Annotated in this window: 14 protein-coding genes; 10 read left to right on the top strand and 4 right to left on the bottom strand. The window is 62.7% G+C overall.

The window, feature by feature from the left end; all coding sequences use genetic code 11:
* The 4 genes from AC062T_RS12315 to AC062T_RS12300 form a co-directional block, all read left to right on the top strand.
* Nucleotides 1–1,207 (top strand): Mur ligase family protein (locus tag AC062T_RS12315; protein ID WP_476030435.1); only part of this gene is annotated, 1,207 nt, incomplete at its 5' end.
* Nucleotides 1,204–1,953: a type 1 glutamine amidotransferase gene (locus AC062T_RS12310; protein WP_476030433.1), complete on the top strand. Its 750-nt coding sequence runs from the start codon at nucleotides 1,204–1,206 to the stop codon at nucleotides 1,951–1,953. The genes AC062T_RS12315 and AC062T_RS12310, both read left to right, overlap by 4 nt.
* A 14-nt stretch (nucleotides 1,954–1,967) precedes the next feature.
* Nucleotides 1,968–3,023 (top strand): alanine racemase, encoded by a 1,056-nt coding sequence (locus tag AC062T_RS12305; protein ID WP_476030431.1) that lies wholly within the window; start codon nucleotides 1,968–1,970, stop codon nucleotides 3,021–3,023.
* On the top strand, nucleotides 3,023–4,081 hold the full coding sequence (locus AC062T_RS12300) for an alanine racemase (RefSeq protein WP_476030429.1): 1,059 nt from the start codon (nucleotides 3,023–3,025) through the stop codon (nucleotides 4,079–4,081). Before AC062T_RS12305 ends, AC062T_RS12300 begins: the two co-directional genes overlap by 1 nt.
* Here AC062T_RS12300 and AC062T_RS12295 read toward each other — a convergent pair.
* A complete protein-coding gene (locus AC062T_RS12295; protein ID WP_108516623.1) occupies nucleotides 4,078–4,299 on the bottom strand; it encodes a DUF7455 domain-containing protein in 222 nt (73 codons plus the stop codon). The genes AC062T_RS12300 and AC062T_RS12295 overlap by 4 nt on opposite strands.
* Nucleotides 4,300–4,533: 234 nt before the next feature.
* On the opposite strand from AC062T_RS12295, the gene AC062T_RS12290 reads away from it, so the two are divergent.
* Nucleotides 4,534–6,615: a DNA gyrase/topoisomerase IV subunit B gene (locus tag AC062T_RS12290; RefSeq protein WP_476030427.1), complete on the top strand. Its 2,082-nt coding sequence runs from the start codon at nucleotides 4,534–4,536 to the stop codon at nucleotides 6,613–6,615.
* On the opposite strand, the gene AC062T_RS12285 is transcribed toward AC062T_RS12290, so the two are convergent.
* Nucleotides 6,612–9,077 (bottom strand): DNA gyrase/topoisomerase IV subunit A, encoded by a 2,466-nt coding sequence (locus tag AC062T_RS12285; protein WP_476030425.1) that lies wholly within the window; start codon nucleotides 9,075–9,077, stop codon nucleotides 6,612–6,614. The two genes, AC062T_RS12290 and AC062T_RS12285, sit on opposite strands and share 4 nt — an antisense overlap.
* 57 nt (nucleotides 9,078–9,134) lie before the next feature.
* Here AC062T_RS12285 and AC062T_RS12280 point away from each other — a divergent pair, with 57 nt between their 5' ends.
* Entirely contained in the window at nucleotides 9,135–10,217 is a 1,083-nt protein-coding gene (locus AC062T_RS12280) for an alkaline phosphatase family protein (protein ID WP_476030439.1), read from the top strand.
* A 2-nt stretch (nucleotides 10,218–10,219) separates the two neighbouring features.
* Here the strand turns inward: AC062T_RS12280 and sepH are convergent, their stop codons facing one another.
* Entirely contained in the window at nucleotides 10,220–11,284 is a 1,065-nt protein-coding gene (sepH, locus tag AC062T_RS12275) for a septation protein SepH (RefSeq protein ID WP_476030423.1), read from the bottom strand.
* 201 nt (nucleotides 11,285–11,485) lie between these two features.
* Between sepH and AC062T_RS12270 the strand changes: the two genes are divergently transcribed.
* Entirely contained in the window at nucleotides 11,486–11,779 is a 294-nt protein-coding gene (locus tag AC062T_RS12270) for a DUF4193 domain-containing protein (RefSeq protein ID WP_476030421.1), read from the top strand.
* On the opposite strand, the gene AC062T_RS12265 is transcribed toward AC062T_RS12270, so the two are convergent.
* On the bottom strand, nucleotides 11,754–12,209 hold the full coding sequence (locus AC062T_RS12265) for a DUF3093 domain-containing protein (RefSeq protein WP_476030419.1): 456 nt from the start codon (nucleotides 12,207–12,209) through the stop codon (nucleotides 11,754–11,756). The genes AC062T_RS12270 and AC062T_RS12265 overlap by 26 nt on opposite strands.
* A gap of 55 nt (nucleotides 12,210–12,264) precedes the next feature.
* Between AC062T_RS12265 and dut the strand changes: the two genes are divergently transcribed.
* From dut to AC062T_RS12250, 3 genes are all read left to right on the top strand, one after another.
* Nucleotides 12,265–12,720, top strand: coding sequence for a dUTP diphosphatase (gene dut, locus AC062T_RS12260; RefSeq protein ID WP_476030417.1), 456 nt, complete (start codon nucleotides 12,265–12,267; stop codon nucleotides 12,718–12,720).
* 17 nt (nucleotides 12,721–12,737) lie between these two features.
* Nucleotides 12,738–13,352, top strand: a complete 615-nt coding sequence (locus AC062T_RS12255) for a DUF3710 domain-containing protein (RefSeq protein WP_476030437.1) — start codon at nucleotides 12,738–12,740, stop codon at nucleotides 13,350–13,352.
* A gap of 2 nt (nucleotides 13,353–13,354) precedes the next feature.
* On the top strand, nucleotides 13,355–14,062 hold a 708-nt coding region (locus tag AC062T_RS12250), incomplete at its 3' end, for a DUF3159 domain-containing protein (protein ID WP_476030415.1).

Raw genomic sequence — 14,062 nt, 5'->3', positions numbered from 1 at the left:
GGGATATGCCACCCTCAAGCTCGCGCCAGAGTTTTTGCACGACATCACCCGGCAGTTTGAGCACGGAAACATCTTTGTTCTCGGCTCGAACGGCAAATCGACGACAACGCACATGCTCACGTCGATCATGCGGGCCCACGGACTTTCGGTATTCACGAACCCGTCCGGCGGCAACCTTCCTCAGGGAATTGCCTCGTCGCTGCTTGGCCAGGTCTCTGCGACGGGTCGGTTGAATGCCGACATCGGCGTAATTGAGGTCGACGAGGCCTTCGGCAAGGTGATTGCCGAGGCTCTCAAGCCGACGGCCGCCGTGATCCTCAACCTGCAGATCGATCAGATCTACCGTTTCTTCGAACCCGAGCGCGTCGCTGGAATGTTCCGCGACATCGTGGCCGAGGTCAGCGAGATTGTCGTGCTCAATCGGGACGATCACTTTCTTGCCAATCTCGGATCGGCCCTTGAGGCCGAGGGTCGTGTCGACACCAGCTACTTTGGGCTGACGGATGCGGCGATCGCCGCTGCGCCTCACGGGCAAGTTATCGCTCGCGACTATGCCAACGAGACCGGGTCTCCCGCATCCATCGCCCGCGATGTTTTTGTCGAGGTCGTCGCTGTCGAAGGTGCGGTTGCCACGTTGTCGATTGGCGGCGCTATCCACCAGGTGCGGCTTTCTGGTCGCGGCCTCCACTACGCCGTCGACGCTGCGGCGGCGATTTCGCTGGCCCACAAAGTTCTCGGCGACAAGTTCTCTGTGCAGGCCTCGATCGATGCGCTGCAGTCGGCCAAGCCCGCCTACGGGCGCGGCGAGGTTGTCCGTCACGAAGGGCAGGATCTTGAGATCCTGCTTCTCAAGAACCTCGCCAGCTTCCAGATGAACGTCGACTACCTTGACGGGGCGCCAGAGTCAGTCATGATTGCGATCGATGAGGGGAGCAAGGACTTGTCCTGGCTCTACGCAGCGGACGTATCGAAGTTCGACCATGTCGACGTGGTTTCTGGTCCTAAAGCCGCGTTCATGGCGCTTCGCCTGGGGTACGCCGGTATCGACTATGGCGTCGTCGAGCCGGATCTTGAGAAGGCTCTTGACCAGTTCTTGGGTTCCGAATTGCCCGATGACGGCAAGCGCACACTGATCCTCGACTACGACCAGATGATCCACGGACGCCGATACCTTGGCCACAGCGATCTTGAGAGCGGTGCCGCATGACGAGCCTGACCATCCTCGAGCTCTTTCCTGAGCACCTGGCAGTCAACGGCGACATGGGCAATGTCATTGTTGTGCGCGAGAGGCTCCGCCTGGCTGGCATCGACAGCGTTCATGTGAAGCACAACCCGGGCGATGCGCTTCCCGCATCCGCTGACATGGTGCTTGTGGGTACGGGCCCGGTGTCAGCGCAGCGGGTATTGGAGCCTGCGGTTGCCGAGATCGCTGAGCAGCTCGTTTCCTGGCGTGACGCCGGCGTGCCAATGCTTGCGGTAACCGGCGGAATGCAGCTTCTTGGCTCCACGATCGCTCTCCCGAACGGTGTCGCGGTCGCAGGTGCTGGGCTTTTCCCCATCAACACGGATGCCACCGCCGCTCGGGTGGTGACTAACTGCTTCGCCGTCGATGTACCGGAGCTGGGCCGCCTGATCGGCATCGAGAACCACGGATCCCGCACGACGCTCACCGATGGAGCTTCCGCTTTCGGCACGGTTGCGACAGGGGTGGGCAACGACGGGCGAACAGAAGGCGTTCGTGTCGCCAACGCCATCGGTACCCATATCCAGGGCCCGGCTCTTGCAATGAACCCCATTCTGGCTGATCACCTTATTGAGATCGCCGCATCTCGCGCTGGCCTGCGCTACGAGCTGACTGACGCCCATCACCGGCTCGATGCGCTGGCTTCTGACTGTCGCGCAATTCTGGCTCGCGGTGCCGGAATCCCGGTTGCCGGGCCCGTCGCAGCCTAGGACGGATCTCTCGCATGACTGATGGCGCATCCCGCACCCCGTGGCGAGGTCTGCACGTCAGCAGAGCGGCCGTGCGCAAGAATCTTGCGGCCCTCCTTGAGGCCGCCAACGCTTCGAGCGCGATGGTAGAGCTGCCGGGCAACGCGTATGGGCACGGTCTCGTCGAGGCTGCGATTACCGTCGCTTCTGCGGGCGCCGCGGCGATATCAGTGACGAACGCTGATGATGCCATTGCGCTCCGTGAAGCCGGGTTCACCGGGCCCGTCTGGGTGACTCGAATCGCCACGGACGACAGCCTGCCAGCACTGGCCGAGGCCGGTATCGGTGTTGTTGCGGGGACCGACTCGCTGGCGATTCGGGCGCTCGACGCCGGTATTGCGTCGCTGGGGATTTCGCACGGCAGCGGGATGCGAAGTGCTTCCGCGGACGATGTCGTGGCCATCGCCGCGTCGATTTCGCTCCATCCGGCTCGCAACGAGCTGACCAGTCTCGTCGTTGTAGCCGATTCACCGGCATACGCGGACGACGCGGCAAACACGCTGGGTGCTCACGATCGTGCTATCGACGCGATGTATGTTCGCGCGGGGCTTCCTTTGACACGCGATCGCGGTTTTTTGCCGGTTCTGGGAGCGGCCGTGTTCGGGCTCAGTGAATCTGACGAGGCGCCTTCCTGCGTCATTCCCGCCGCACGTCTCACGGCCCCTGTGCTGTCGCTCAAGCCCGCCCAAGCCGGTATCGGAGTGAGTTACGGGTACACCTACGTCACCAGCAGGTCCACGACGTTGGCCCTCGTGCCATTCGGATATGGCGACGGCATTGATAGGTCGGCTGGCAACACCGTCCAGGCGCAGATCGCAGGGCAACGGTTCACTATCGCAGGAAGAGTCGCGATGGATGCGAGCGTCTTTGATATCCAGGATGCCGCCGTGGCGATCGGCGATGAGGTGGTCTTCTTCGGTTCCGGTGAGAGCGGAGAGCCTACGGCCCAGGAGTGGGCCGCTGCGCTCCGTATGCCGAGTGCGGCGATTGTCGCGGGACTCACTGACAGGGTGAACAGGATGTGGGTCTAGTGGCATCAGAAGCGATCGTTGACCTTGGCGCTTTTGCCCACAATGTGCACCATCTCCGTTCAGTCGTAAACCCCGCAGAGTTGATGGTTGTGCTGAAGGCCAATGCCTATGGCCATGGAGTAGCCGAGACGGGTGCCGCAGCAGTGGCAGCGGGCGCACGCTGGCTCGGTGTTCTCGACATTGACTCGGCGCTTCGCCTGAGGGAGTCGGGCATCGACCCGGACATCAGGATTATGGCCTGGCAATACCTGCCCGACCAGCGATTTGACCGTGCGGTTCAGGCTGATATCGATCTCGGAGTTTCCACCATTACCGAGCTCGAGGCCATCGCCGGTGCGGCCGGGGCGGCCCCCGCTCGAATTCACCTCAAGATCGATACCGGTCTCATGCGCAACGGGGCTACTGCCGAGGATTGGCCAGCGCTCGTAGTCGCTGCCCGTGAACTGCTGGCCAGGCGGCGCGTTGCGATCGTCGGCATCTGGACTCATCTGGCTGAGGCATCAGAAGAGGCAGACTCAGCGGCGGTTGATCGGTTTGTTGCCGCCGTCGACGTTGCGGCCGGTCTGGGCGTGACGTTCGAGGTCCGTCACCTGGCCGCGAGTTCCGCCGGGTTCAGGCGTGACGACGTGCGCTTCGACATGGTGCGGATGGGCGGGCACACCTGGGGTATTCCGTCGTTCGATGGCGTAACGGCCAACGACATGGGGCTTATCCCCGTGATGACCCTCCGGAGCGAGGTTACGGCGGTAAAAGGTGACCTTGCCGAGGTTCCACTCGGATACGCCGATGGTGTACCGGTTCGTGCGGCTGGCCTGCTCGACGTGGCCATCCGTGGTCGTCGCCGACGCATCCACTCGGTCGGAATCGACTATGTAGTCATCGAAGATTCTGTGGATGTCGCCGTCGGCGACGAGGTAACTCTGTTTGGTTCGGGGGCGGCCGGAGAGCAGACCGTTCGCGAGTGGGGCGACCTCACCCAGACACTGGGCGATGAGATCGTCACACGTATCTCCAGCCGGGTAGCGCGCCGCTACGTAGGCGACGCGAACTCTACCTAGGCGCGACTCTCTTCAAGCCGGCGCGACTCGTCAAGCCACTCTGTGGCGACTGCTTCGAGCTTCTCCTGGTGGCGGCGACCGTGGTGCGCGCAGAACAGCAATTCGCTATCGCCGATCGCAACGCGGATGTAAGCCTGGGCTCCACAGCTGTCGCAGCGGTCGGATGCGGTGAGCTGGTAGGAGTCACTCTCCGCGATCTCGGTAGAAATCTGAGACATGGGTTCCTCCTCCTGGGGTGGATGGTTCTGGTCATGAGACCTGATACCCATACAAGCACGGGTCAGCTGAATCTGACGTATTGGGGGCGATCATTTCGCTCACCGCGTAGCCCAAACCGCGCTGGGGCTCAGGAGTGTTGTTGCGGGATGGGCGCATCAGCGACCCGTAGGCTTACGGGGGAGTCGGTGTGGCCATCCGCCTGCCATCCCCCTCATGTCTTAGAAGGAGTCCCGGTGTCGAGTTCTGACTACTCCGCCCGCCATCTGTCTGTGCTTGAAGGCCTTGAGGCCGTTCGCAAGCGCCCAGGTATGTACATCGGTTCTACCGATTCACGCGGTCTCATGCACTGCCTCTGGGAGATCATCGACAACTCGGTCGACGAGGCCCTTGCGGGTCACGGGTCAACCATCGAGGTGATTCTTCACCCCGACGGCAGTGTCGAAGTGCGCGACAAAGCGCGCGGAATTCCCGTGGATATCGAGCCCAAGACGGGGCTATCCGGCGTCGAGGTCGTCTTCACTAAGCTCCACGCCGGCGGCAAGTTTGGGAGCGGATCGTATGCGTCGTCGGGCGGATTGCACGGCGTGGGAGCATCCGTCGTCAACGCGCTTTCCGAGCGCCTCGATGTTGAGGTCGATCGCGACGGCGTGACCTGGGCGATGTCCTTCCACCGGGGCGAACCCGGCATCTTCGCCGACTCTGGCGAACCGAGCCCTACCGCGCCCTTCACCCCGTTTGAAAAGAAGAGTGAACTTCGCAAGATCGGCAAGGTCAAGAAGGGCGTTTCGGGAACCCGGGTTCGGTACTGGGCTGACCCCCAGATCTTCACGCGCGGAGCAAACTTTCAGATCGATGAACTCTTCTCCCGTGCGCGGCAGACGGCGTTTCTCATCGGGGGGCTCACGCTCACGGTCATCGATCGCCGCGGCGACGACGAGGTCACGGAATCCTTCACCTTTGAGGGCGGTCTTTCGGAGTTCGTAGATTTTCTTGCTCCCGACACGGCTCTCACGAGCACGTGGCGGATGACCGGCTCAGGCACGTTCACTGAGACCGTTCCGGTTCTCGACGAACGAGGCCACATGGTGGCAACGGAGCTTGAGCGCCACTGTGAGGTCGACATCGCCCTTCGCTGGGGCACCGGATACGAAACCGTCTTCCGCAGCTTCGTAAACATCATTTCGACCCCCAAGGGTGGAACGCATCAGGCGGGCTTCGAGCAGGGGCTGCTCAAGTTTTTGCGGTCGCAGGTGGAGCTCAACGCGCGCCGGCTGAAGGTCGGCAACGACAAACTGGAGAAGGACGACGTGCTGGCGGGGTTGACCGCGGTGTTGACCGTTCGTCTTCCCGAACCGCAGTTCGAGGGGCAGACCAAGGAGATCCTCGGCACGCCAGCAGTGCGGGCGATCGTGGCCAGCGTCATCACGAAGCAGATGAAGGAACTCTTCTCCTCGCCGAAGCGAGACGACAAGGCGCAGAGCGCTCTCGTCCTCGACAAGATCGTCGCGGAGATGAAGTCGCGGGTTTCTGCGCGCGCCCATAAAGAGACTCAGCGCCGCAAGAACGCACTCGAGAATTCGACGCTTCCGGCAAAGCTGGTGGATTGCCGCAGCAACGACGTCGGCAACAGCGAGCTGTTTATCGTGGAGGGTGATTCTGCGCTGGGAACAGCCAAGCTCGCCCGGGATAGCGAGTACCAGGCGCTATTGCCAATTCGAGGCAAGATTCTCAACGTTCAAAAGGCGTCGGTCTCTGACATGCTCTCCAATGCCGAGTGCGCGTCGATCATTCAGGTGATCGGTGCTGGCTCGGGGCGAAGCTTTGATCTGTCGGCCGCACGATACGGCAAGGTCATCATCATGAGCGACGCCGATGTCGACGGCGCGCACATCAGGACCCTGCTCTTGACCCTGTTCTTCCGGTACATGCCCGACATGATCAGAGACGGCCGCATCTACGCCGCGGTTCCCCCTCTGCACCGTGTGGTGGTAATGAACCCGGGCTCAAAGCCCAACGACATCCTCTACACATACTCCGAAGCGGAGCTTCAGGCGGTGCTCTCCCAGCTAAAGAAGCAGGGCAAGCGTTACCAGGATCCGATTCAGCGCTACAAGGGACTCGGCGAGATGGATGCCGACCAGTTGGCCACCACCACGATGGATCGTTCACACCGCACCCTGCGCCGCGTTAACATTGCGGATGCCGCACGCTCCGAGAAGGTATTCGACCTGCTCATGGGCAACGATGTGGCGCCCCGCAAGGAGTTCATCATCGAGGGCTCGGCTGGGCTCAGCCGAGACCGTATCGACGTCTAGGAGCCGATTGAGCGGCCGATAGAGCCGAGAACGCCGGGGAGTGGGGTGCCGGACGCATCGCGCTTCGCTCCAGGCTCCGGCAGCGTTCTGGCGCTTCCGTCCGACCCCGAGGCCATCGCGGGCTGAGGGCCGACCCATGCGAGCGTGAGGCAGTCTTCACCCTTGAGAAGCGAGTGCGCGCGCACGCCACCGGTGGAGCGCCCCTTGGCGGGAAACTCCGAGAGCGCGGATACCTTGGCGCGGCCGGGGTCGGTCTCGGCGATCGTCGCTGATGAACCAGAGACGGTTACGACGACGGCCGATTCGGCATCCTCGACAACGGAGAATGAGATCACGGAGGCTCCCGCGGAGAGACGGATGCCCGCCATACCGCCGGCCGAGCGGCCCTGGGGGCGCACAGCCGAGGCAGCAAAACGAAGAAGCTGGGCATCTGACGTCACGAAGACGAGCTCAGCATCATCCGACGCAATCGCCGCACCGACGACCTCGTCGCCGTCTTTGAGCGAGATGATGTCGAACTCCGGCTTGTTCGGAATGTCGAACGGGGATACCCGCTTGACGATGCCGTCCCTGGTGCCGAGGGCGAGCGGCATGTCCGGCTCGAGGGCGACGAGCGCGAGGACGCGCTCCTTCTTGGCGTCAAGGCCGATGTAATCCGCAGCCTTGCGACCGGCAGCGAGCTGCACGGAGTTGTCGGGCACAACGGGAAGATCGACGGGCGAGAGTCGAACCACTCTGCCGCGGTTGGTAACGGCGCCGATGTCGCTGCGACTCGTCGTCACAACCTCGCTGAGTACGGCGTCGTGTTTGCTGCGGCGCGCCGGAGCGATGATGGGTTGAATCTCACCGTCAACGTAATCGACACGGACCAGCCGCCCCGTCGTGCTCAGAATCACGCGGCAGGGAACATCCGCGATCTCAAGATTGGGTGCTGCAGCCTTCGAACGACCGGAGGTGGCGATGCTGGCGCGCGCTTCTGTGAGCAGCGTGCGGCGAGGCGTACCGAACTTCTCCGCAGCCTCGTCGAGCTCCCGGCTCACCAGAGCGCGGACCAGAGCGGGGTCGGCCAACAGCTTCTCAAGCTCGGCGATCTCAGCAGCCAGCTGGTCGCGCTCGGCTTCTAGCTCGATGCGGGAGAAACGCGTTAGGCGCCGAAGTCGCAGTTCGAGAATGTACTCGGACTGCACATGGCTCAGATCGAACACATCAATCAGTCGGGCGCGGGCTTGCTCGCTGTCATCGCTCGTGCGGATGACCTGGATCACTTCGTCGATGTCGACTATCGCGATTAGGAGTCCTTCAACCAGGTGAAGGCGCTCCCGACGCCGAGCAAGGCGGTATGCGCTCCGACGCGTTGTTACGGCGATGCGGTGGTCGACGTAGACCTTCAACAACTCGCGCAGGCCCAGAGTGCGAGGACCCCCGTCGACAAGGGCGACGTTGTTGATGTTGAACTGGTCTTCGAGAGGAGTGTGCTTGTAGAGCTGTTCAAGCACTGCCTCGGGGTTGAAGCCCGTCTTGATGCCGATGACGAGACGCATGCCCCGTTTGCGATCGGTGAGATCTGCGACATCGGAGATGCCGTTCAGCTTCTTCGAACCGACGCCATCCTTGATCTTCTCGATGACCTTCTCGGCACCGACCATGTAGGGCAGCTCGGTAATGATGAGCCCCATTTTGCGGGCGGTGATCGGCTCGATAGAGACGCGCGCGCGCGTCTTAAAGCTTCCGCGACCGGATTCATAGGCATCGCGCACGCCGCTGAGTCCGACGATGGTGCCGCCGGTCGGCAGGTCGGGACCGGGCACAAAGGCCATCAGGTCGTCGAGCGTTGCATCCGGGTTCTCAAGCAGGTGCCGTGCTGCGCCCACCACCTCGATGAGGTTGTGGGGAACCATGTTCGTCGCCATGCCGACCGCGATGCCGGTTGCGCCATTGACGAGAAGATTCGGGAATGCCGCAGGCAATACCTCTGGCTGCATGATCTGGTTGTCATAGTTCGGCACGAAGTCGACGACGTCTTCGTCGAGATCTGCCGTCATTGCGATCGCGGCAGCCGCGAGGCGGGCCTCGGTGTACCGGGGTGCCGCGGGGCCGTCATCGAGCGAGCCGAAGTTTCCGTGGCCGTCGATCAGGGGAACCCTCATGATGAACGGCTGATTGAGTCGCACCATGGCGTCATAGATCGACGCGTCGCCGTGCGGATGCAGCTTGCCCATAACGTCGCCGACGACGCGCGCGGACTTGACGTGCCCGCGGTCGGGCCGGAGCCCCATCTCGGTCATCTGAAAGAGGATGCGGCGCTGAACGGGCTTGAGTCCGTCGCGCGCGTCAGGGAGTGCCCTCGAGTAGATAACGGAGTAGGCATACTCGAGAAAGGAGCCCTCCATCTCGCTGGCAAGGTCGACGTCGTCGATGCGCTCGTGGGGCTCGTCTGAAATACGGTTAGCGGGAGTAGTCATAAGATTGCTGCCATGCTACCGGCCCCGTATTCTCACCGGTTTAGCCTCGCCGATGTGATGCCGAGTTTGCTCGCGTCGGTTCGGGGCCACGACAACACACTGCGTCTTCCCCCGACCAGGTCGGCGATCGTGGTGGTCGCCGATGGACTCGGTAGCCACATGCTGAAGGCGTCGGCCGGGCATGCTCGGCGACTGGCCGCAGCCGCAGGACCCAAGGCCTCCATCGCCTCAGGATTTCCCACAACGACGGCGTCGGCCCTCGCGACCCTCACCACGGGAACGCTGCCGGGGCGACACGGCCTCGTCGGCTACACCGTCCTCGATCCGGCCCATGACCGTGTCGTGAACCAGCTGAGCGGGTGGGAGGGCACGCTCGATCCGCTCACCTGGCAGAGGATGCCGACACAGTTCGAGGTGGCCGCAGGCCTCTCGATCCCGTCATTCGCGGTCGGTGCGGCCCGTTATGAAGACTCCGGATTCACCCGTGCGGTGCTGCGTGGCGCCGAGTTTGCAGTCGGGGCAAGCATTGCCGAGCGTCTCGATACGGCGAGGGCACACCTAGCCGCAGCGGGGGGAATCGCGTACGTCTACGTGCCGGAACTCGACCAGGCCGGGCACCGCTCTGGGTGGGCTTCTGACCGTTGGCTGACTGCGCTCGAAGATCTCGATTCTGCGATGGCGCGGTTTCTCGCGGCCGCTCCCGCAGACGAGGGAATCATCCTCACGGCAGACCACGGCATGGTTGATGTGCCTGACCGCAACCATGTCATCGTCGATGAGAACTCCGCACTACGCGAGGGCATCCGTCATATCGCGGGCGAACCACGATGCCTCCACCTCCACCTGGAGCCGTCACTTGGCGCTGATCAGAAGCAGCACATCATTCAGCGCTGGCGGGATGCAGAAGAGTCTCGTTCGTGGGTGGCGACGCGGGACGAGGCGATCAGTGCCGGATGGTTCGGCCCCGTCGATGCTGACGTTGCGCCTCGAATTGGAGACATCCTGGTGGCGGCGCGCAAAGGTGTCGCGTATTACACGTCGGAATCAGCGAAGGGACGCGGCATGGTCGGGCAGCATGGATCGCTGACCGGGGACGAGACGATGGTTCCCCTGCTCAGATTCGGCTCTTTTGCGCTCTGACGCTAGTCGTCGTCGGACTTCGCGCCGAACACAATGTCGTCCCAGCTGGGCATAGAGGCGCGACCCTTGCGGGCGGGCTTCGATAGTCCCGGCGTGGAATTCACGGTGGGGGCGACCGGTGCGGGGGGAGCGGGGGAGGGCGAATCGCTCGGAGAGTTGTCATCGAACGCTGAAAGAGGAACGTCGATCACCCGGATGCTGCCGGTCGACGGGTGCGAAGCTTTGGCTTCGTCGAACGAATCTTCGCTGGGCGCCGACTCGCGCTCACCGCGACGACGACGGAGGGCTTCGAGGAGGTCCGCCGTGTGACCAACCCCGGAGGCATCCTCCGCAGCGTCGCGGTTGACGGCCGCGGGAGAGATTCCCGAGCGCATGAACGGGATCGCCTCACCGTAGGGCGACGTATCGCGTTGGCTGAGCTGTTCATCCGTGAAGGCTCCGCTGTCAAAGCGCGAGGTGTCGGGTGACTTCGTGTCAGTGACCGCGCGAAGGCGGGGGATGAGGGAGCCGGGCAATTCACCCTGCTGGCTCAGGGTTGTCGCGTCTGAGTTTGTGGGGGCCAGTGTCGACTTTTTCGGATCAAACTGCCAGCGAGCGTCATGACCAACCGAATTGGCGGTGAACGTCAGTTTGACGAGCCAACCGGATTCGGGGTCCTTCCAGCTCGCCCACGCGATGTCGGAGGCGCCAAGCTCGTCGAGTCGTTCGTCAATTGCAGATCCAAATGTCGATCCGCCTAACGGCTCGACATCGGCCGCGGTATTCACGGGCACGCTTCGGGAGGCGGTCACGATGAACTCTCGTTCCGCCAACACCGGGCCCTCAAACCGCTCGACATAGTCGAGCTCTGCTCCCGTGAGATCGGCCACATCCTGGGCCGACATCCCTGCTCGGATATGGGACTGGATCTCCCGAGGCCCCACCTTGCGCTCGGCAGCGTTGACGGGGGACCTTCGGCGCAGTTTTGCCTGCGTCTCGTCGTCGATGGTGATCCGGTAACGGGTCCCATCGTCCGCCGCGGCGGTTAGTACGCCGTTCTCAAGTGCGATGACTCTCAGGTCTTGCATGCTGATCGCCTCTCAGGCCGTCATGATTCGCTTCTAGATTCTCACGAGGTGTGCCCCGAAGCGGGGAATAGACAGGGCGTGCCGCAAGTTGGTTCCAACGCAGATGCGCTTGCTGCGAAGTGCGTTTGCTATTCACAAACTAATAAGGCAAACTGTCGCCGCCGATTGAGAATGATCGGTTCATATCAAGACTGGATGGGCATGGCAACCGACTACGACGCACCTCGAAAGACCGACGATGACTCCGAGAGCATCGAGGCACTGAAGGAGCGAGTCCCAGACAAGATGTCTGGCGTTGTCGACTCGGATGACGCGGACAACCCCGGTGGCTTTGAGCTGCCGGGTGCGGACCTCTCAGATCTCGAGCTCGACGTCGTCGTGCTTCCCCCACAGGCCGATGAATTCACCTGCATCAGCTGCTTCCTTGTGAAGCACCGTTCGCAGATCGACCACACAGAGAAGCTCGGCGCTATTTGCTTGGAGTGTGCCGCTTAGCCTCGGACACTGCAGAGACGAATTGATCCGGCCTCCTACTGGAAACCAACCAGTAGGGGGCCGGATCTTTTTCGTCAACGACCGGAATCTTGACGACGCTATCGATTCCGCCCCGAAAGACAATCCACGCACGAGCATCGAGGCGCACGCCGCGCTCGGCTGTCGCCTCGCCGCCCGAGTAGGCCTCGGGCTCCCCGGCGAACTCGATGGGAAGGCTGGCCCGTCCGACTGTGATTCGCTCCGGTGTCACTTCGACGACAGGAGAGATCGCAATCAGGGTGCCGCAGCTGGCGAGGTAAAGTGCGATCGCCGCGACGACGCCGACAGTCTGATTGATGGGCAGAAACACCAACAGGGTTGCGGGAATCAGCAGCAGGAGGGCAACGAGAAGGCCTCGCGAGGGAAGCAGTCGTTCGCGAAAGAGGATCATGCGACTATTCGATCAGACTTTTCGCGCGATCCCGTCGCTGCACTAACCTCGTCACGTGCCTGAAAGCCTCGAGATCCCGATTGTTGCGGAATATGTGCCCGCCTACGCCCATCCCGGCGACGCTGGAGCGGACCTGAGATCTGCTGAATCGCTCGTGCTGGGCCCAGGGGAGCGGGCAACGGTCGGCACCGGGGTCGCCATTGCTGTCCCCGACGGATATGCGGCGTTCGTGATGCCGCGGAGCGGTTTGGCGGCACGCAACGGCATCACCATCGTGAATGCGCCCGGCACAGTAGATGCGGGCTACCGCGGCGAAATCCGCGTCACACTTCTCAATACCGATCCCCGCGAATCTTTTTCGGTGAATGAAGGCGATCGCATCGCTCAGCTCATCATCATGCCGGTCGTACGAGCGGCATTCAGCAGTATTCAACAATTGGATGCCACGGTGAGAGGTGAATCCGGTTTCGGATCCACCGGCCTCGCGGCACGGGAAGGAGACAGCGCGTGAGCGAATCAGGTGAAGCAATGGAGGACGAGGTTCTTCAGCAGGCCAAGTCCGCTCCTGCCGACCGGGAAACCGACGGCCCGCTCGACGAGAGCGAGGCCAATCCCGTTCGCCCGTATGTCGACCTTGGCGGCATCAAGATTCTTCCTCGTGAGGGGCTTCAGCTGCGCCTTGAGGTAGAGGAGGGCAGCAAGCGCGTCGTTGCTGTCGGCCTCGACTACGCCGGTTCGACGCTGCAGGTGCAGCCGTTTGCCGCGCCGCGATCGACGGGACTGTGGCACGAGATTCGCCAGCAGATCGCGGAGCAGATTGCCAAGCAGGGCGGAACGACCAAACTGACGGCCGGAGTATTCGGCCCAGAGCTTCTTGCTGAGATTCCCGCGAACGCACCGGGGCAGCCGGGGTCAAAGCGGCTAGCTCGCTTTGTGGGCGTCGATGGCCCCCGTTGGTTCCTTCGGGGTGTCATCGCTGGCGAGGGCGTCGTGGATCCTGAAGCGGCGGCGAAGATCGAGGACCTGTTCCGCAGCATCGTTGTTGTTCGCGGATCGAGCCCGATGCCTCCGCGGGACCTGATCCCGCTGCAGATGCCTAAGACCGGCGCTCAGGTTCAGCCCAATCCATCGGAGACCGTGTAACCGTGACATCCGCGCTCCCCCCAGAGCCTGCAGACGAGGCTCAGCCGTCCGCTCGCGAGGCCCTGAAGACGGCGTTCGGCGACGCCGCTCGCGGCGCAGGCATCGGTGCGGTCACGCCGGGAGAGGTCCCGACGGCCAAGTCGCTGCTGGCTGCTGTCGGCGGCGTGCGAGGCCTCATCGAGTCAATCCTTCCCGGACTGGGCTTTCTCGTTGTCTACACGCTGACGAAAGACCTTCTCCTCTCCGTTTCGGTGCCTCTCGTGGTCGCTGTTGCCTTCGTCGTCGTCAGGGCCGTCACGAAGTCGATGGTTATGCCGGCGGTCGCTGGTCTCATCGGCATCGGGGTTTCCGCAGTTTTGGCGCTCATGACGGGGCGCGCAGAAGACAACTTTCTGCCCGGTCTCATCATCAACGTGGTCTCGTTGACCGTTCTGCTTGTGAGCATCCTGGTGCGGTGGCCGCTGATTGGTCTGATCGTCGGAGTTCTCACGGGGGAACTCACTGAGTGGCGGGACGATCGCACCAAGCGCAGGGTTCTCACTGTGGCCACCTGGCTGTGGGTCGGACTTTTTGCCGCACGACTGCTCGTGCAAGCCCCGCTGTACTTCGCGGGAGAACCGGAGCTTCTTGGGGGAGCGAAGCTCATCATGGGTGTTCCGCTCTATGCCGCGATGCTCTGGGTTACGTGGCTTCTTGTGCGCGCAGCGTTC

The organism is Homoserinimonas sp. (assembly GCF_056262345.1).
This window is presented reverse-complemented; position numbering and strand designations above follow the sequence as displayed.

What these genes read in the sequence shown, in the direction of transcription:
- AC062T_RS12310 (WP_476030433.1), top strand. Translation starts at nt 1,204, where the DNA reads ATGACGAGCCTGACCATCCTCGAGCTCTTTCCTGAGCACCTGGCAGTC.
- AC062T_RS12305 (WP_476030431.1), top strand. Translation starts at nt 1,968, where the DNA reads ATGACTGATGGCGCATCCCGCACCCCGTGGCGAGGTCTGCACGTCAGC.
- AC062T_RS12295 (WP_108516623.1), bottom strand. Translation starts at nt 4,299, where the DNA reads ATGTCTCAGATTTCTACCGAGATCGCGGAGAGTGACTCCTACCAGCTC.
- AC062T_RS12285 (WP_476030425.1), bottom strand. Translation starts at nt 9,077, where the DNA reads ATGACTACTCCCGCTAACCGTATTTCAGACGAGCCCCACGAGCGCATC.
- AC062T_RS12280 (WP_476030439.1), top strand. Translation starts at nt 9,135, where the DNA reads ATGCCGAGTTTGCTCGCGTCGGTTCGGGGCCACGACAACACACTGCGT.
- sepH (WP_476030423.1), bottom strand. Translation starts at nt 11,284, where the DNA reads ATGCAAGACCTGAGAGTCATCGCACTTGAGAACGGCGTACTAACCGCC.
- AC062T_RS12270 (WP_476030421.1), top strand. Translation starts at nt 11,486, where the DNA reads ATGGCAACCGACTACGACGCACCTCGAAAGACCGACGATGACTCCGAG.
- AC062T_RS12265 (WP_476030419.1), bottom strand. Translation starts at nt 12,209, where the DNA reads ATGATCCTCTTTCGCGAACGACTGCTTCCCTCGCGAGGCCTTCTCGTT.
- AC062T_RS12255 (WP_476030437.1), top strand. Translation starts at nt 12,738, where the DNA reads ATGGAGGACGAGGTTCTTCAGCAGGCCAAGTCCGCTCCTGCCGACCGG.